Origin of the sequence: Lysobacter helvus (assembly GCF_018406645.1) — a bacterium.
In the GTDB taxonomy this organism is placed as follows: domain Bacteria; phylum Pseudomonadota; class Gammaproteobacteria; order Xanthomonadales; family Xanthomonadaceae; genus Noviluteimonas; species Noviluteimonas caseinilytica.
On sequence record NZ_AP024546.1, the window covers coordinates 2,292,018 to 2,308,106 of the forward strand.

The 16,089-nt window shown below is 64.0% G+C and carries 19 protein-coding genes; 7 read left to right on the forward strand and 12 right to left on the reverse strand.

Features of this window, described 5'->3' with window-relative positions; all coding sequences use genetic code 11:
- The first annotated feature begins 145 nt into the window (after window positions 1-145).
- Complete coding sequence (locus LYSHEL_RS11140) at window positions 146-577, forward strand: hypothetical protein (protein WP_213434112.1); 432 nt, start codon at window positions 146-148, stop codon at window positions 575-577.
- Window positions 578-586: 9 nt separating this feature from the next.
- Here the strand turns inward: LYSHEL_RS11140 and LYSHEL_RS11145 are convergent, their stop codons facing one another.
- Together LYSHEL_RS11145 and LYSHEL_RS11150 are read right to left on the reverse strand one after the other, a co-directional pair.
- The gene (locus tag LYSHEL_RS11145) at window positions 587-1,456 is read right to left on the reverse strand and encodes a DUF2785 domain-containing protein (protein ID WP_213434113.1); all 870 of its coding nucleotides are present in this window, start codon (window positions 1,454-1,456) and stop codon (window positions 587-589) included.
- A 65-nt stretch (window positions 1,457-1,521) separates the two neighbouring features.
- On the reverse strand, window positions 1,522-1,995 hold the full coding sequence (locus LYSHEL_RS11150; RefSeq protein ID WP_213434114.1) for a DUF3011 domain-containing protein: 474 nt from the start codon (window positions 1,993-1,995) through the stop codon (window positions 1,522-1,524).
- A gap of 188 nt (window positions 1,996-2,183) precedes the next feature.
- Between LYSHEL_RS11150 and LYSHEL_RS11155 the strand changes: the two genes are divergently transcribed.
- Window positions 2,184-3,281 (forward strand): acyltransferase family protein, encoded by a 1,098-nt coding sequence (locus LYSHEL_RS11155; RefSeq protein ID WP_213434115.1) that lies wholly within the window; start codon window positions 2,184-2,186, stop codon window positions 3,279-3,281.
- 182 nt (window positions 3,282-3,463) lie between these two features.
- Window positions 3,464-3,778 carry an ArsR/SmtB family transcription factor gene (locus tag LYSHEL_RS11160; RefSeq protein ID WP_213434116.1) on the forward strand — a complete coding sequence of 105 codons (315 nt, stop codon included), beginning with the start codon at window positions 3,464-3,466 and terminating at the stop codon, window positions 3,776-3,778.
- Here LYSHEL_RS11160 and LYSHEL_RS11165 read toward each other — a convergent pair.
- From LYSHEL_RS11165 to LYSHEL_RS11180, 4 genes are all read right to left on the reverse strand, one after another.
- Window positions 3,759-4,718: an alpha/beta fold hydrolase gene (locus LYSHEL_RS11165; RefSeq protein ID WP_213434117.1), complete on the reverse strand. Its 960-nt coding sequence runs from the start codon at window positions 4,716-4,718 to the stop codon at window positions 3,759-3,761. The two genes, LYSHEL_RS11160 and LYSHEL_RS11165, sit on opposite strands and share 20 nt — an antisense overlap.
- 156 nt (window positions 4,719-4,874) lie before the next feature.
- Window positions 4,875-6,086 (reverse strand): M56 family metallopeptidase, encoded by a 1,212-nt coding sequence (locus LYSHEL_RS11170; RefSeq protein WP_213434118.1) that lies wholly within the window; start codon window positions 6,084-6,086, stop codon window positions 4,875-4,877.
- The gene (locus LYSHEL_RS11175) at window positions 6,073-6,444 is read right to left on the reverse strand and encodes a BlaI/MecI/CopY family transcriptional regulator (protein WP_213434119.1); all 372 of its coding nucleotides are present in this window, start codon (window positions 6,442-6,444) and stop codon (window positions 6,073-6,075) included. Before LYSHEL_RS11175 ends, LYSHEL_RS11170 begins: the two co-directional genes overlap by 14 nt.
- A gap of 260 nt (window positions 6,445-6,704) precedes the next feature.
- Window positions 6,705-8,345, reverse strand: coding sequence for a PQQ-dependent sugar dehydrogenase (locus LYSHEL_RS11180; protein ID WP_213434120.1), 1,641 nt, complete (start codon window positions 8,343-8,345; stop codon window positions 6,705-6,707).
- Between the two features lie 361 nt (window positions 8,346-8,706).
- Here LYSHEL_RS11180 and LYSHEL_RS11185 point away from each other — a divergent pair, with 361 nt between their 5' ends.
- From LYSHEL_RS11185 to LYSHEL_RS11195, 3 genes are all read left to right on the forward strand, one after another.
- Window positions 8,707-9,213: a hypothetical protein gene (locus LYSHEL_RS11185; RefSeq protein WP_213434121.1), complete on the forward strand. Its 507-nt coding sequence runs from the start codon at window positions 8,707-8,709 to the stop codon at window positions 9,211-9,213.
- 93 nt (window positions 9,214-9,306) lie between these two features.
- Entirely contained in the window at window positions 9,307-10,770 is a 1,464-nt protein-coding gene (gene pdxR, locus LYSHEL_RS11190) for a MocR-like pyridoxine biosynthesis transcription factor PdxR (protein WP_213434122.1), read from the forward strand.
- Window positions 10,771-10,986: 216 nt separating this feature from the next.
- Entirely contained in the window at window positions 10,987-11,430 is a 444-nt protein-coding gene (locus LYSHEL_RS11195) for a PaaI family thioesterase (RefSeq protein ID WP_213434123.1), read from the forward strand.
- A gap of 108 nt (window positions 11,431-11,538) precedes the next feature.
- Here the strand turns inward: LYSHEL_RS11195 and LYSHEL_RS16200 are convergent, their stop codons facing one another.
- From LYSHEL_RS16200 to LYSHEL_RS11220, 6 genes are all read right to left on the reverse strand, one after another.
- The gene (locus LYSHEL_RS16200; protein ID WP_455430087.1) at window positions 11,539-12,057 is read right to left on the reverse strand and encodes a DUF7931 domain-containing protein; all 519 of its coding nucleotides are present in this window, start codon (window positions 12,055-12,057) and stop codon (window positions 11,539-11,541) included.
- Window positions 12,058-12,063: 6 nt separating this feature from the next.
- Window positions 12,064-12,528, reverse strand: a complete 465-nt coding sequence (locus tag LYSHEL_RS16020; protein WP_244858522.1) for a GNAT family N-acetyltransferase — start codon at window positions 12,526-12,528, stop codon at window positions 12,064-12,066.
- The gene (locus LYSHEL_RS11205; RefSeq protein ID WP_213434124.1) at window positions 12,525-12,773 is read right to left on the reverse strand and encodes a hypothetical protein; all 249 of its coding nucleotides are present in this window, start codon (window positions 12,771-12,773) and stop codon (window positions 12,525-12,527) included. Before LYSHEL_RS11205 ends, LYSHEL_RS16020 begins: the two co-directional genes overlap by 4 nt.
- Window positions 12,746-13,396 carry a hypothetical protein gene (locus LYSHEL_RS11210; protein ID WP_213434125.1) on the reverse strand — a complete coding sequence of 217 codons (651 nt, stop codon included), beginning with the start codon at window positions 13,394-13,396 and terminating at the stop codon, window positions 12,746-12,748. The genes LYSHEL_RS11205 and LYSHEL_RS11210 overlap by 28 nt, the downstream gene beginning before the upstream one ends.
- A 54-nt stretch (window positions 13,397-13,450) precedes the next feature.
- Window positions 13,451-13,801, reverse strand: a complete 351-nt coding sequence (locus LYSHEL_RS11215) for a cupin domain-containing protein (protein ID WP_213434126.1) — start codon at window positions 13,799-13,801, stop codon at window positions 13,451-13,453.
- Window positions 13,802-13,896: 95 nt separating this feature from the next.
- Entirely contained in the window at window positions 13,897-14,376 is a 480-nt protein-coding gene (locus tag LYSHEL_RS11220; RefSeq protein ID WP_213434127.1) for a GNAT family N-acetyltransferase, read from the reverse strand.
- A 157-nt stretch (window positions 14,377-14,533) separates the two neighbouring features.
- On the opposite strand from LYSHEL_RS11220, the gene pdxR (LYSHEL_RS11225) reads away from it, so the two are divergent.
- The gene (gene pdxR / locus LYSHEL_RS11225; protein WP_213434128.1) at window positions 14,534-16,012 is read left to right on the forward strand and encodes a MocR-like pyridoxine biosynthesis transcription factor PdxR; all 1,479 of its coding nucleotides are present in this window, start codon (window positions 14,534-14,536) and stop codon (window positions 16,010-16,012) included.
- Window positions 16,013-16,089 lie beyond the last annotated feature (77 nt).

Genomic DNA, 16,089 nt, shown 5'->3' on the forward strand with positions numbered 1-16,089 from the left:
ATCCCGAAAGGAGCAACCAAGCGCGATGGCCCCGTGGATTCGCGCCGGGATTGGCCATGGTCGCAGGTCGATGCCTGCGGATACTGGCCCCTCCAACCGGGAGCCAACTTCGATGGGCGCACGCAGATCTCCGTTGCCATGGGTCGTGTCCGCCGGATTGCTCGCCGGCGCGTTCGATATCGCCTATGCGATCGGGCTCGTCCTCTCGCAGGGTCGCTCGCCCGCGCGCATGCTGCAGGCAATCGCCAGTGGCGTACTGGGCAAGCCGGCGTTCGAAGGCGGGCTTCCCATCGCAGCGTTCGGCCTGGCTTGCCACCTGGCGATCGCCGTCGGCATGGCGTTCGTCTACTACGCGGCGGCGCAGCGCTGGCGCTTCCTCGTCGAGCACATCGTCGCGTCCGCCGCGGCCTTCGGCGTCGGGAGCTGGATGGCGATGCAGTACGTCATCGTGCCCGCGTCCGCGGCGCCTTTCGTGCTTCCGGCGGATCCGGCATCGATTGCGCGCTCGCTGTTCGCGCACGTCGTGCTCGTCGGGTTGCCTATCGCGTGGATCGTCCGACGCGCCCTTCGCGGTTAAGCCGCTTTTTCAGTCCCACTGGAATACCCGGTCGGGATCCAGGGCAAACCACCCGCGACCAGACAGAAGCAACTCCGCCTTGAACAAGCGCAGGTTGTGGCGACGGGAAAGGTACAGTCCCATCGCGCCCGGCTTCCGGATGGCAAGCACCTTCTGCTGAAGCGTGTCCAGCCAGACGAGCCATGCCGGGTGGCTGATCAGCCCCCTTCGACGCAGGGAGACGGCGGCGGCGGCGAGTCGCTCGGCTTCGCCGTGCACATAGAAGACCTGCTCCTCGGGAACAACCTGGGAAGCCAGTGGTGTCAGCAGTCTCCGCAGCAGATCCGCATCGACATTGGGATCGCTCGCAAGGGTGGCGATCAGGTCGGCCCCATGGGCGACGGAATGATGCCAACCCGTGGTCTCGTCGAATCCCCGGTAGTCATCCACGCTCCCCATGAAGCTCCCCGCACTCGCGACCACGCGTGCACGCTCGCGCTCCGTCATCCACGCCGCGCGAGCGTCGCGCCGCACCAGTTCGGCCAGCGTCAGGATTGCGAAAGAGCGCGCCAGCGAGTTGCCGTCGGATTCCTCGGCAATCGGCATCAAATCGCCCAGCAACCCACGCAACAGGTCCGGGCTCGCTTTGCTGGATGATGCGAAGAGTGCGAGCGCGCGATAGGCGACGTCGTCGCGCAAGGCCGGATCAGGATCGCCGAGGCACGCGACCAGCGCGCGAAGGTCAACAGACAGGATGTTCTGGGTCCCATCGCGCACCTTGGTGGCTGACGGGGCAGCGGAAGCCTGGCAGGCGCCGTCGAACGCGGGCGCTGCTTGCGGCCAGAGAAGCGGAAGGAGAATGACGAGCGGCAGGGCCCGACCCCACGGGGAATGGGTCATGGGTGACTGGGTCGCGTATGCAGCGTCAGGACCGGGCATGCAATTACAAGGATACGCATGGAGGATCAATCCTTGCAGGCAGCGAATCCGCGCCTGAATGCAGCGCTGGCGTTCGCCGGCAAGCCGCTCGAGGCGCGGGCGGCCGAGCAGCCTTGTTCGAAGGTCTCGGGCGCTGCGGACTCCGGCGCATCGGTGCTACGACGCTGCCGCGCCGACCACATAAAAGCCCCTGCCAGCAGAGCTGCTGCCGCAATCGCTGAATTGCGCTCTGCAACGCGCGAATGACGCGGCGCGCCGACCAGGAAGGTCGCACGGCAGCCCCCCGTCACCCAGATGCCGTTGCGGTCGAATCCCCAAGTCGAACCCTGCACGCAGGCGGCGCGACTGTGCTGCTGTTGAAGGAAGGCGCCGCCGCTGGCATCGATTGGGCAATGCGCAAGGGTTGCATCGCTGGATGCGCAATCGATCACTTGCTGCGCAAAGCACGGCGATGAGCACATGGCTGCAACCAGAAAGGCAGCCGGTAGACGGATTTTCATTCTTTGCAACCAGGTTGTCCGCGCGCCGACGCGTGCAGGGAAAAGGCGCTAAGAAGCTAGTCGTCCCCCATTTCAGCAATGAGGCCAATTGCAATGCTGCAGGCCGGTCCATTGGCCCCAAGCAAGCGAGCCGGCTCACGTAGTTTCCTGCGCCAACTCATAGGCGCCAACGGGTTCGCAGGATGCCGATGTCTTATCTTGGCGACCGATCGTTCGGTCGTGACAACAACTTCAACTTGATACGGCTCATCGCTGCGTATGCAGTGCTGATCAGCCATAGCTTTCCCCTGGTAGGGTCAGGGGAGCCGTTCTCGCGAATCGGATACACGCTGGGTGGCATTGGGGTCGATGCCTTTTTCGTGACGAGCGGTTTCCTGGTCACGGGCAGCCTCATGCGCCTCGGCGTCAGTACGTCATTCCTGCGCGCACGTGCGTTACGTATCTTTCCGGCGCTGGCTGCCATGGCAGTGCTAACGGCGCTTGTGCTTGGCGCGGCAATGACAACGCTCTCGCTTACCGACTACTTCTTGGACGACGAGGTGTGGACCTTTATCGTCAAGAACGCGACGATCGTTGCCGGGGTTCGTTACAAATTGCCGGGTGTGTTCGAGTCGAACCACGTTCCGTTCATGATGAATGGTTCGATCTGGACACTGCCGTTCGAGATTCGCTGCTACGCGCTCGTCGCGCTTCTGTACTGGCTGTGTCGTCGTGCCAAGCCCGAGCCCGCAGCGGCGCTCGCGAGATTGCTAGTTTGCGTGGCCATCTTGATGCTGCTTGGGTGGTTATGGGGGATGAGGGCAGGCTATGCCCACTACCAGACCTTCCGCCTTTTTTATCTGTTCTCCAGCGGTGCAGTGGCGTGGATATGCCGTCACCGTATCAGTCTTGCGCCACGATTCCTCGTCGGTGCCTGCGCCCTTGTGGCAATTGTCGTTGCGCAGCCACAGTGGTTCTTCTTCGTGTACCCGCTCTTGGTGCCGTACATCGTGCTTTGGCTTGCGTACGTACCGTCAGGTCCGATCCGGAGATTCAACGCGCTCGGTGATTATTCGTACGGGATATACGTGTATGCGTACCCGATTCAACAGGTTGTGGTGGCGACTGTTCCTGGCGCAAGCCCACTCCTGGTGATGGCGCTTGCGGGTATCGCATCGTTACCCCTGGCGATGCTGTCGTGGCATTTGATCGAGTCGCCGATGCTGGCGCTAAAGGGAGCGCCTCGTCGTGAAGCGCAACAAGGTCACGTCGGCGTCGTGTCGGAACCTCAGGTTGATTCCACGTAGGTGTTTGGCATCTGCAGCCTAATGGCTCGTTGCCCGCCACGGTGATTGGCCTTCGCGCGCGCGAAGGGTCGTCCCACACTTGCGAAACACCCACGCGAAGGCGAGCGTTCTTGGTCCCCCAGTCAATTCAACTGACACAACAATCGGCACACGAAGAGATCGCCGGCAGTCGTGTCCTGCTGATGCTCAAGAACCTCGACCGCTTTCGCGTGTTGTACTTGATCGCCGAGGGCGGCGAGCTGACGGTGTCCGAGTTGTTACGCCACGTACAGATGGCGCGGCCTTACATGTACCAGCACGTTCGCCGCCTCCAGCAGTTCGGATGGATTCGCGCTGTTCGCCGGAAGGGTGCTGCGAAGCGGTATGCATGCATCTCGCCGGAATTGCGCGACGTCGTGCTTCGGCTGCGCACCATCGCGGTTGATCCGGAGGCCAACGCGGCGTTGGCCGTGCAAACCGAAGCAACGGGCAAGCCCGTTAGCAGCGCACCTCCCTGATCGACCGCTGGGCTGGAGTCTGGCGCTGCGCTAGGAAGCTCTGCACGGCGCCCTGGAACAGCCGTGACGCTTCGAAATAGAGGAGGTGTCCTCCATCGATCTGCTGCACCTGCGCGCATGAGAAACGGAATCGCATGTGTTCTTCAGGCCCGACGGCATGATCGCGCGTGCCAGCGATGATCAGCGTCGGCGTCCGAACCTCTTGCGACAAGAGTGCATGGTCACGGTAGTACTCGGAGAACTCTTCCGGCCGGTCAATGACGGCCTGGCCGAAGTCGTGATTACGAGCATAGCTATCGTCGGCCTGGATCAACTTCTGCAAGGACGCTGGATCATCGGTAAGGAAACGGTAGCCGTAACCGGATTTCATCAGCGCGTCGCGCGCTGCGAGGTGCGCTTTCTTTAGTGCATCGGGCCCGTCACGCGAATCGGGTGCGATGTGAGTGCCCAGGAGTCCGTTTGCGTAGTCGATCTGCATGCGCTGGATGGAGGGGCCGCGGAACTGCAATAAAGCGTTGACGAGCACGAGGGCGAATACCCGATCTGGATGGTGCGCCGCATAGTTCACCGCGATTATTCCGCCAAAGGAATGCGCGACCAGACACACCTTCGGGAGGCCGAAGTGGCGCCGGACCTCGTCGATGTCGGCCTCCAGCCGGGAAAGGTGGTAATCGAGCGCACTGCCAGAGTGTCCAGAGCCACGTTGGTCGAGGTAAATCATCGTCGCCAGTGACTCGAGTGAAGCGCCGCGCAATTGGCGGAACGACGCGAACCCTTGGCCTGGTCCCCCGTGGATGAATATGCACGGCGGGCCGGCCCCGCCTACAACGAGGTGCAAGCGTGTCCCATCAGACACAACCAATTCTTGCGCACCCGGCGCCAGATTTGCGGCACGCAATGAAATCGGCAGGAGTAGGAAGAAGAGGAGCAGAGCTCGCATGCTTGCACTCGGGGTCGAAGGGTCGATGTCTATCTTCGCTGCATGCGTGGCGGAGTGGTCTTCGTTGACAAGACACGAAATGGTCACGCGAGCGTGGTGCGCAGCTGGCGTGCGAAGCCGGGCATCGCGTTTGCGACCTCCGGCTCGGACCGCGTATCAGCGTGCGGTAAACGTGATCGCCACGGTCGTTCCATGGAATGCGCCGGACGCGTTTATGTTTCCAACGCGGATTCGCGCTGGCTTGCCTCGGGCCGTCACCAGGTGCGGCGCGGCGGCGACGGTATCGCCCTCGCGGATCTCGGCCCGCAGGTCATAGCGGCCTTCCGCGTTCTTCGTCACCGTACCGGCAAGCGCGAAGGGCGTGCCGCCTTCGTCCGACTTGATGGTGAATGACTTGCCGAACGATTGTCGGAGCTTCAGGTCCTTGTGTGCGCCGTTTGCGAAATCTAGTACGACATGAGCAGTGAAGTTCTCGGCGGACGAAGCCGACGGCGCAGTTGCCCACGAGGCGAGCATCGTGGTCGAGCAGATCGCGCCGAGGAGCGCAGCGCCGAGGATGCGGCTTGAGCGCCGCGGAGCATGTTGGGTGAGCATTTGGATTCGTTCCTTGATGGGATGTGGGTTGCCCCAGTGCGCGCCAAGTGGTGCCGGCTGTGCGTGCGACAGGGTCTTGAGCATCGCTTCGCCGTACGTGCGTCGCGAATCGGGATGACGCGCGACGACGATGGCGTCGCACGCGACCTCCTGGTCCAGACGCATGCGCGCCGCGGCATGGTGGACTAGGGGATGAAACCAGAAGAGGCACCGCACTATCGCGATCGCCGCGTTCGCGAGGAGATCGCCTCTCTGGATATGAATGCGTTCGTGGGCAAGGATCAGGCGCCGTTCTTGGCGTCCGAACCGCGTGCGGAAATCGCTCGGAAGCACCATGCGCGGGGTCAGCGCGCCGAGTACGGACGGCGTCGTACCGTCGCAGTCGCTGATCCATGTGCAACCGCGCCGCCGCAGCACGCCCAGCGAACGCTCGTATGCAAGCTGCCGTTTCCAAAGCAACCAGGCCATGGTCGCGGTGCCGAGCAGCCATGCCAAGAATATAAGCGCGCTCGCGTGCGAGGATGGTGCTGCACTTGCCATGGGTGCCGCGCGAGTCAGGTCGAACGCCACCACATGCGACGCATGGATCGCATCTGGCCATGGCGGCGCGAGGCCGGCGAGGATCAAAGCGGGCACCAACCACCACAGCGCATAGCAGGTATGCGCGCCGAGCGCGTGGCGAGCGAGCGGACGCATCGCGAGTATGACGACCAGTCCGATCGTCAGGACACGCGTGGCCTGCGCGAGCGCATCGATGGAGTCAGCGGTCGTCATCGCCCATCCCGTCCAGCAGTTGCCGGAGCGCCGCAATGTCTTCCTCGCCCAGTGGCTGTGACGAGCTGAAATGCGCGACCAGCGGCGCGATGCGTCCCCCGAACAGCCTGTCGACCAAACGGGTGCATTCCTGCGACAGCCATGTGTCCTTGCGCAGCCGTGGGGAATACAGGTAGCGGCGTCCGTTGCGGTCGGCGGAGATCGCCCCTTTATTGAGGAGCCGGCCGAGCAGCGTCTTGACCGTCGTCTCCTCCCATTCGGTGCTGTCGGTCAGTGCCGCGTGTACTTCGTCCGCGGACAACGGATGGCAGGTCCACAGCACACGCATGATCTCGGTTTCTGCTGCCGTGATTTGCATTCGCGTTGGTCCCGTCGACGACGCAGGAACGATTACACGCGTAGTCGATGTCGACAACGGCATTGGACTCAAGAGTCTCTGGGCCCATTGGACTCAGCGCCTGATCGCACTTCAGGAAGGGGTTGCGTTGCTTCCGACTAGTCCGTCAAGGGGCAGTTGCACGGTACGAGGCCGCACGTGATTGGTCTGACGGTGGAGGTGTCGCAAAAAGACGCCCGCAATGCGGGCGTTTTCGAGCAAAGGCCTTGTCAGAATCCCTATCATTCACCAGACATGCGCGCCCGCAGAGTTTCGTAGTGTTTCCGGACGCACGTAAAGCCTTCGCCGCCGAGGATCATCGTGTCCCCGGACCAGCGCACGGTGCGTCCGTTCCAGGCTTCGATGCAGAAATGTCTCGACGGTGCGTCGGCTGCCATGCGAGTCGTACCGGCACGCGCACTGTGCAGGGGCGCGGAGGCGGGCGGTGCGGCTTCGATAACGAAGACCTCGCCATCTAGGTCGACGAGATACACGTTGCCTGTTTGGTCGGTGCCGAAATACACGATGTTGTTGAATGCGCCAGCATCCGGTGCGAAGTCCGCATTGCGTAATGTGAACGCCGCGCTCGGCAAAGTCGTGTTGGGCACCATCGCTGCCACGGGAATCGACCACACATTCGGCCGAATGAAGTCTGAAAACAGGTAATGCCCGCGCAACGAATCCACGGGGCCGCGATACACCACGCCGCCGGTCACCGAGTTGCCCTCGCGCGTGCCGGTGCCGTGCATGTACTGCGCCACCGGGGGTGCCAGGCCGCCCGGGTTGGTGCCGCGGAAGGGAAGCGTGCCCTCGAAGATCGACCATCCAAAGTTGGCGCCCGCGTCGGCGGGCCGCATCATGTCGATCTCTTCGATCCTGTCTTCGCCCACGTCGCCGATGAACAGATTGCCGGTGGCTGGATCGAAGCTGTTGCGGAACGGATTACGCAGCCCGAATGCCCACACTTCCGGCGCGCCGCCCGCGCTGGCGAAGGGATTGCCCGTCGGGATGCCGTAGTTGCGCGTCGCATCGCCCGGGAACTGGTCGCGTGCGACGTCCACCCGCAAGATCTTGCCGAGCAAAGTGTTGCGGTCCTGCCCCTTATTGTCGGGATCACCGAAGCCGCCGCCGTCGCCGATGGCGATGTACAGCATGCCGTCGGGACCAAAGCCGAGCCAGCCACCGTTGTGGTTGCTTCTGGGGTGTGGCTGGCGCAGAACCAGTTGCAGAGTCGCCGGATCCGCGCGATCTCGGTTGGTGGTCGACGTGCGATAGCGGCGCACTTCGATTGTCCCGACCGGATCGGTCACGAAGACGTAGAACAGGCCCGAGGCTGCGAAATCCGGCGCCGTTGCGAAACCCAGCAGTCCGCGCTCGCCATCGGTTGAGAGCTGTCCGCGCAGGTCTAGAAAATCCGCCGGCGCCAACGTCCCCGTGGACGGCGAGAGAATACGGATGCGCCCCGCAAGTTCGCCGACGAACACGCGGCCAGAATTGTCGGGCACCGCGGCGAGCAACACGGGCGAGGTCATGCCCGCAACGACGCGGCGAACGCGGAAGCCCACGCTGACACGGTCGGTTACTGTCACGGACAGCAGCAGCGTCGTGGTCGACGTGCCGTCGCTCGCGCCGAGCTGCACTGTGTATAGATTGTTGGCGTCCGAATCGGTGGGCGCTTCGAAGTTTGGCGGCGTGACGAACGCGAGCGCGCCCGCCCGCGTGATCGTGAACTGGGCCGCATCCGCGCCGCCCACCAAGGAGAACGTCACCGGATTGCCATCCATGTCGCTCGCGCTCGCGGTGTAGAACACGCCAGCGGTGTCTTCGGGCACCGCGACCGACGCGGCGGAGGTGAAGGTCGGTGCGCGGTTGCCATCGCTCACTTGGAAGCCGGGGCCGCCGCTGCCGCCCCCGCTCGGGCAGCCCGCGAGTGACGCTAGGAGCGCAACCAACACCACCATGCGGGCCAGGTGGCCGAGGGACTTGGCGCCACGAGTCGGCCACGACATGCATGTGGCTCTGCGCGGACGGAATGGGTATCGTCGCGTTCGCATGACCACGGCTTCCGTTGCTTTGGTGTGCATTCTCGATCCTTCCTTGGGCGGTGAAGGCACGATCACACGCTGAATCGATGTCAACAATGACATTGGACGTGCATGCTGATAGATGCATTGGTCTCGACTCACGATCGCGCGCCGAGAATGCTTCGCGCTGCGCCCGCTAGGGTTGACGGAGCGAAGAACGATGTTCGAAGAACTGGTGTCCCGCAGCCCCCACCCGAGCCTGGGAGCGCATGCCGAAACGTATGGACGCCTAATCGGAAAATGGCGCGGCACATATTGTGATCCGCATCCCGACGGCGAGGAGACTGGTCCGCTGGAAGTCTGCTTCGCGTGGGTTCTCGACGGGCGTGCCGTGCAAGATGTGTGGTCTGCGCCGGCCGGCGTTCCGGAAGAGGTGAGCCCCTATCGGCGTCGGATGCACGGGACGACGCTGCGCGTGTTCGATCCGTCCGCGGAGGTGTGGCGCGTGGACTGGTGGAATCCCCCGCGCGGGGTGCATTGCCGACTCGTGGGGCGGCGCACGGAAGAGGGCATCGTGCAGATGGGTTACTGGGACGATCGGCCGCAACGCTGGCGATTCCTGGACATCGCGCGGAACTCGTTCACCTGGCAGGCGCATTGCCTGGAAGACGACGGCCGGACGTGGCGATTACAGACGGAATTTCGGCTGGATCGCGTTCTGGAGTAAATCGTCCAACCGATTGGTCACGTCCGCTCACGATCGATATGGTATTGAGCCGGAAATACTGCGACGGTCCGATAAGACCGTTCGGAGGTTTTCGTGGACTTGGTACTCGACGGACAGGGCCCGCTAAACGCGCAGATCGTCCGTGCGATGAAGGCGGCGATCGTGTCCGGCCGGTTGGCGACCGGCACTCGGGTGCCATCTACCCGCGACTTGGCTGATTCACTGGCGGTGTCCCGCACAACCATTGTCTCGGCGTACGACCAGCTCCGCACGGAAGGCTACCTGGACGGCGTCGTTGGATCGGGCAGTTTCGTGCGCATGCCGCACCAGATCGCCGCCATGAAGTCCCCGCGCGCCGAGCGCTTCATCGCGCCGCCGTCGCGTTACGCGGGTCGAGCGCGGGAAGCCCGGAGCGGGGACGCCTTGCCTTTTCGCCGCATCGAAAATTGCCGGTACATCTTCCAATCGGGGATGACGCTCGTGAATCCGGCGTTGTCAACGGCATGGAGTCGCGAAGTGGCACGGGCCGCGCTGTATGCGATCCCGGACTATCCAAGTCCGCAGGGCGTCGGCGCACTGCGCGAGGCGGTCTGCAACTATCTCGCGCGCCGGCGGGGCGTTCTTGCCGCGCCCGACGACATCCTGATCGTTGGTGGATCCCAGCAGGCGCTCGCAATCGTTGCGCGCGTCCTCGTCGACGAAGGCGCCCCTGTCGTCGTTGAAGAGCCCCAGTACTACGGAACGCGCCAGGCTCTGCAGGCGCACGGGGCATCCCTGATCGGCGCGCCGGTGGATCTCGACGGCATCTGCACCGATGCGCTTCCGGCCGACGGCGCGCGCCTGGTGTGCGTGACGCCTTCGCATCAGTTCCCGTCCGGTGGGATCCTGTCGCAGGCCCGTCGACAGGCGTTGCTCGACTATGTGGAGCGCCACGACAGTTGGATCTACGAGGACGACTACGACGGCGAATTCCGCTATGCCATGCGTCCACTTGCCGCCTTGCGCTCGCAGGATCGCGAGGGTCGTGTGCTCTACGTCGGAACGTTCTCAAAAACATTGTTTCCTTCGCTGCGACTTGCCTACATCGTGATGCCGCCTGCCCTGCGTCAAGATTTGATCAATGCGAAGTTCCTCCTGGACTTCGGGTGCAATACGATCGATCAGGTTGCCCTGGCGTCGTTCATGAAAGCTGGGGCGTTCGATCGCCACCTGCGCGTCGCAGCAAAGGCATTGCGCGACCGACGCGAAGCCCTTGTGCAGTCGCTCGAGGCGATTGACCGCGGTCGCCTTGCGTACTTCGACTCGCGCGCCGGCGCCCACTTACTCGTGTGGTTGAAAGACGTTGCTGCGAAAGAGGGGGCGGCGTTCCAGCGCTACTTACACGAGCAGGGCGTGGGCATGCACTTAATCGACCCTTGCTATTTGGTGCCGCCCGACGGCGCAGGGATCCTCATGACCTACGGCGCGCTTTCGGTCAAGGAGATCCGTGCAGCGATGTCGATCTTCGGCAAATGCCTGGATGCGCGATACGACATGATGCGGTCCAACGCCGTCTAATCCTGAACTAGGATCAGATGCCGTGACTTGCGCAGAGCATCCCCGTAGTCGTCATTGCACTGTCTCTCCCGCGTGCATAACCCACGCCATGGCGGAATTGTAGGCGGGCGCAGTTGCTCGAGCTGGCATTGGTCTCGAGCATTGTGCGGCTGAGTGGATTCGGCATGGCGTGCTTCGCCCGCTATTGTTCCCGATTTCCACTGCTGGGGACACGTCATGGACATGTCGCCTTCTGCACTGCACACATTCGGCGAACAGGTCCTGCGTTCCCAGCCTTTCAGCGTGTTCATCGGAGCAGAACTTGCGCAGCTTTCGCCCGGCACCGCGGTGCTCGCGTTGCAGCTGGCACCACTACACCACCAACAATATGGCCAGGCGCACGGTGGGGTGATTGCCTACCTGGTCGACAACGCGATGGCATTCGCAGCGGGCAGCTTGACCGGCACACCGGTGGTGACGGTGGAGTTCAAGGTGCAGTACCTCACGCCCGCCGTTGGTACGGAGTTGTTCGCCACTGCCGAGGTCGAATCTGCGGGCAAGCGCCTACTCGCATGTCGTTGTCGGGTGGAATCCGACGACGCCACCGGCGCGCGCACCGTCGTGGCGCTCGGACTTGGGACGATCGCCGTTGTTGGCAACGGTGAAGTCGTCCTGCCCTAGGCACGGCGATGCGGGCCGTTCGCACGCCGGACGCACCGGCAGCGCGATCTTTCGCAGTTCCAGCCAAACCACCCACTGCCCCCACAATCCAAAGTGCCGCGCCGAGCATTAGGAACCAGAAGGCCATAAGCCTTTCGTGGTCTCTCCACAGTGAGTTGAACACGCCATCGGAGCACGAACGCCGCTCAAATGCCCGGCACGCGGTATAGAGACCGGCCGCGCGCGTTCCAAGACCGCCATGAACGCCATGCGCAGCTGGCGGGCGCGACCGGGTGCGTGCAGGTCCGCTTCGCCATCGAAGCGGTGGCCCAGCGTGCGGAAGTCGCAGCCGCCGGCATCGTTGGCCAGGTACGCCGAGGGGTAGGCGCGGTCGACCGGATCGTCGACTTCGCGGAACAGGAAGATGCTGGGCAGGCGCTGCGCGAGCGTCAGCAGCGGGGCGTGCGCGCGTTGCGGGGCGGCGACGTCCTGCAGCAGGAAGTACACCTCGACGCCGCGGCCGCTGGTGCCGAAGCGCCGCAACGCATCCACCACGGCCGGGTGGTCGAACAGGCCCGGATCGAGGTCGCGGGTGTAGATCCACAGGCCGCGGCGCGCGTTGTCGATGACGGCGACGAGGGTGGCGATCGCGGTCTAGCGATCGTCGACGGCCTTCGGGCCCGATAAAGCGCGGCGCATCGACTGGTGCTCGATGCCCGCTTCCCAGAAACGTTCGCCGTAGGGCTGGAACCCGTGGCGCAGGTAGAAATCGATGGCCGAGACCTGCGCGTGCAGCGACACCTCGCGCCAGCCGCGCTGGTGCGCCTCTTCGATCAGCGCCAGCAACATCGCATCGCCCACGCCCCTGCCGCGCCAGTCGCGCAGCACCGCCATGCGGCCGATCTTGTGTTCGGGCGTGAGGCGGCCGGTGCCGATCGGCGAGCCGTCGAAGGCGCGGGCCAGCACGTGCACGCAGTCCGGATCCAGCGCGTCCCATTCCTCTTCGATCGGGACCTGCTGCTCCTGCACGAAGACGGTTTCGCGCACGGTGCGCAAGTCGGGCAGGGCGGTGGCGTAGTCGACCACGTCCACGCGGAAGGGTTGGGTGGCGTCGTTCATTCGTCCTCGTCGGCGAGCATCTGGTAGTGGCCTGCTTGCAACAACGCAAAGACCGCACCACGTCCGGCCTGCGAAAGCGTCGTGTAGAGCGGGCCGTCGATGGCGTCGACCGCGGCCAGGCGCTGCGCCCTGTGAGCGCGAAGCCCAGCCCGCTGAAAGTACGCCGACGCGGGCATGAATCGCGCGGACGAAGGCGAAATAGTGACCGAACCACTCTTCATCTTTTCCCACGCAGCGGCGGGCATGCCAAGGAGGCGGAGTCGTACGAAGTCTGGGGGCGTGGAGCGCGCCCCACCGAGAACAGACGGCGCAGTGCCCGCACATACAAGGACCACGGCACGACCGAGGGCCGTTCGCCCAATCCGGCTTGCGCCTTCGCCAACGCATCCTCGATCAGCGCATCGTGCATCGGGCGGAAGAGCAGGGGCCAGGTGACGACGGCTGGCCAGCCGGCCCGCATCGAAAGCGTGTGTCGCAATTCGCACCCGTGCGGCAACCGCAACACGTCGAAGCGATGCGTACCATGGAATCCGGCGGGCGCATGGAACGCGAATACCACCGAATTGCCTGGCACATATTTGCAAACGGCGTATCGCACGGGTCCGTGGCCGCCTTCCGCGCCGACGCCGAGAGGTCGATCGAACACCATTGCCGGCCAGGCTTCGCGGGGCCAAATATGGTCCGTGTCCGAGGCAAGTGTGTCGAGCAATGCCGCGACGCGCGCAGCGGGGGCGTCGAAGATTCGGTGATGCACGTTGACGACGTTCACGGGGATCCGTTGCGGAGGAACCAAATCAAGGAACGCGTCATAGAAAGGAATGCTCACTGCGTACCCAGACGCCAGAGGCAGCGCCTGCAACAACTCCATGTCCGTTTCGAAGTTGTAGGCCTCTTCTGCGAGCGGTTCGCATTGCAAGTCTGCTCAAATTACGCGACGCGCGACGACCGTAGCGGCATTGCCAGCCATCTGCGCGCAAATAGGTTCGATCTGCAGGAAATGCGTTTCACCGCGAGCGATCGGTCGGTGTTCCACGCCTGCCGGGACCACGAAGCAGTCTCCGGGGCCAAGCTGAACGGTGTCGTGTCGCATATCGATGTCAAGCGCGCCCTGCAGGACGAAATAGAAATCGTCCGTCTCTTCGTGCGAGTGCCATGCAAAGGGTCCGTTGGACTTGACGACCGCCACATCCATGCCGTTGAACCGGCTGGAGATGCGCGACTGGAGGATCCCTTCGCACATGGATGGTTTCTGCTGGAGATTAACGGCGGTCATCGCGGTGTCCTGCGGAAAGCGGGGACACTTATCATGCGTGCGCGCGCTTGCGTGCAGCGGGCCATTCTGCGCCCTGCGCCAAAGGTCCATTCGCGTCAGAGAGCGCGGTGCATCACGTAGACGTCCACCGGTCCTAGCGCCGGGTGGCGGAAAGCACCGGGAATCGTTCCGACCACCGCGAACCCCAGCTTGAGGTACAGCGCTACCGCTGCCGCGTTGCTCGCGACGACGTAGTTGAAGACGATCGCCGAATAGCCGCGGCTCCGTGCTTCGTCCAGGCTGTGCTCGACCAAGGTGCGACCGATGCCACGACCCCTCGCGCCGGAGGCGACGATGTAGGTTGCGCTCGCCACGTGCGACCCCGAGTCTGGATAGTTGTCGCCGAGCTTGTAGATCCCTTCCACGCGGTCGTCGTCGGACGTTGCAACCCATGCTTGGTGGGGCCCGAACCAGTGTGCTTCGCATAGCGCATCCGGCATGGCCCGGAACGGCAATGTGTCTGCGGCGGCTGTCGCTTCGCGAACGATCGCGAACATCGATCCGGCATCGAAGCGCTCGGCCTTCCTGATGAGCATGACTCCTCCTTGGGCGCGCACTGCGTATTGCTGGCACGCGCGGGAATCATAGCGACAGGCGCACCTAACACCGGCCGAATGGTCTTGCCTGGTCTCGCGCCGAATGGCACGTGATTGGCCACGGATGCAGGTTGGAATGCCGCAAAGGGAGGTCAGCATGGACCTGGTTCTCGACGGAAACGGCCCGCGCTACATGCAACTGGTACGGGCGCTAAAACAGGCGATCGCGTCTGGGCGCCTGCCCGGCGGCACGCGCTTGCCCGCCAGCCGCGACCTCGCGCGCGACCTCGTTGTCTCCCGCACCACCGTGGTGGCGGCGTTTGACCAACTGCGCGCCGAAGGCCTGTTGACGGGACGTGTTGGGTCGGGGAGCTACGTGAATGCGCCGGCGTCGCCGACGCAGCGACCACCCGTTGCGCGCCGCTCGGTGTTGCCGCAAAGCGCCTACAGCCGGCGGGCACGCGAGCTGCACGACCCCGACGACCTCTCAGGTCGCCGGCTGCCCGGGATGCGCCACGCGTTCCAGTACGCGCTGCCGCTCGTCAATGCGGCGCTGAATACCGCGTGGCTGCGGGAACTCGGGCGCGCCGCGCCCTACGTCCGGCCGAACTACCCGATGCCGCAGGGGTTGCCATCTCTGCGCGAAGCGATCTGCAAGCACGTCACGCGCACGCGCGGGCTGCAGTGCACCCCCCAGGACATCCTCGTCGTAAGCGGTGCGCAACAAGCGATTTCCTTGGCCGCGCGCGTGCTGGTCGATCCGGGCGACGACGTGGTGATCGAAGAGCCGCAGTACTTCGGCGCTCGCACGATTCTGCAGATGCACGGTGCGAACCTCATCGGTGTCCCCGTCGACGCGGAGGGCCTGCGTACCGATCGGTTACCGAACCGTCCCGCCAAACTGGTCTGCCTCACGCCTTCGCACCACTTTCCCACGGGGGCGGTGCTCTCGCTTTCGCGGCGGATCGACGTCCTGCAATACGCGCGGCAGTGTGCAGGCTGGATCCTCGAAGATGACTACGACGGCGAGTTCCGCCAGGATGCGCAACCAGTGCCTGCGTTGCAGTCGATCGATCGCGATGGCCGCGTGCTTTACGTGGGATCGTTCTCGAAGACGCTGTTTCCGTCGATGCGCCTGGGCTACATCGTGATGCCGTCGGGACTGCACGATGATTTCCTGGCTGCCAAGTGGGCGGCGGATTTCGGCACGCCGGCCCTGGAGCAGGCTGCACTCGCGCAACTGATCACTACCGGCGCTTACGAGCGCCACCTCCGTGCAGCGAGCAAACGCCTGGTCGAACGCCGGCACGCGCTGTGCGATGCGATCGTGCGCCAGTGCGGTGCCCGGGTCACACTGCGGCCATCGCATGCGGGCATGCATGTGCTTGCCGAGGTCACGGGGCTGTCAGCGGCCGAGGGCGTCCAGCTGATCCGCCACGCGCGCGAGCGCGGCTTGGGGTTGTATCCGGCAACGAATTGCTACCTGGATCCGCCCGATCGCTGCGAATTGCTGATGGGTTATGGCGCGATGTCGACGCGTGATGTACGCGAGGCGGTCACGTTGTTCGCAGCGTGCCTGGACAGTTGGGCTTTGCGCGCGCATGGCCCTGCGCTGCGATTGGCCCACTCGCGTTGAACAGGAACGTCCAAGGTATGCCGTCCTCCGCCACGCCCCTCGATACCGTAGGCACACTTTCGATTACGCGACCCGGG

What these genes read in the sequence shown, in the direction of transcription:
- LYSHEL_RS11145 (WP_213434113.1), bottom strand. Translation starts at nt 1,456, where the DNA reads ATGACCCATTCCCCGTGGGGTCGGGCCCTGCCGCTCGTCATTCTCCTT.
- LYSHEL_RS11150 (WP_213434114.1), bottom strand. Translation starts at nt 1,995, where the DNA reads ATGAAAATCCGTCTACCGGCTGCCTTTCTGGTTGCAGCCATGTGCTCA.
- LYSHEL_RS11155 (WP_213434115.1), top strand. Translation starts at nt 2,184, where the DNA reads ATGTCTTATCTTGGCGACCGATCGTTCGGTCGTGACAACAACTTCAAC.
- LYSHEL_RS11160 (WP_213434116.1), top strand. Translation starts at nt 3,464, where the DNA reads ATGCTCAAGAACCTCGACCGCTTTCGCGTGTTGTACTTGATCGCCGAG.
- LYSHEL_RS11165 (WP_213434117.1), bottom strand. Translation starts at nt 4,718, where the DNA reads ATGCGAGCTCTGCTCCTCTTCTTCCTACTCCTGCCGATTTCATTGCGT.
- LYSHEL_RS11170 (WP_213434118.1), bottom strand. Translation starts at nt 6,086, where the DNA reads ATGACGACCGCTGACTCCATCGATGCGCTCGCGCAGGCCACGCGTGTC.
- LYSHEL_RS11175 (WP_213434119.1), bottom strand. Translation starts at nt 6,444, where the DNA reads ATGCAAATCACGGCAGCAGAAACCGAGATCATGCGTGTGCTGTGGACC.
- LYSHEL_RS11185 (WP_213434121.1), top strand. Translation starts at nt 8,707, where the DNA reads ATGTTCGAAGAACTGGTGTCCCGCAGCCCCCACCCGAGCCTGGGAGCG.
- LYSHEL_RS11195 (WP_213434123.1), top strand. Translation starts at nt 10,987, where the DNA reads ATGGACATGTCGCCTTCTGCACTGCACACATTCGGCGAACAGGTCCTG.
- LYSHEL_RS16020 (WP_244858522.1), bottom strand. Translation starts at nt 12,528, where the DNA reads ATGAACGACGCCACCCAACCCTTCCGCGTGGACGTGGTCGACTACGCC.
- LYSHEL_RS11205 (WP_213434124.1), bottom strand. Translation starts at nt 12,773, where the DNA reads ATGCCCGCCGCTGCGTGGGAAAAGATGAAGAGTGGTTCGGTCACTATT.
- LYSHEL_RS11210 (WP_213434125.1), bottom strand. Translation starts at nt 13,396, where the DNA reads ATGGAGTTGTTGCAGGCGCTGCCTCTGGCGTCTGGGTACGCAGTGAGC.
- LYSHEL_RS11215 (WP_213434126.1), bottom strand. Translation starts at nt 13,801, where the DNA reads ATGACCGCCGTTAATCTCCAGCAGAAACCATCCATGTGCGAAGGGATC.
- LYSHEL_RS11220 (WP_213434127.1), bottom strand. Translation starts at nt 14,376, where the DNA reads ATGCTCATCAGGAAGGCCGAGCGCTTCGATGCCGGATCGATGTTCGCG.
- pdxR (WP_213434128.1), top strand. Translation starts at nt 14,534, where the DNA reads ATGGACCTGGTTCTCGACGGAAACGGCCCGCGCTACATGCAACTGGTA.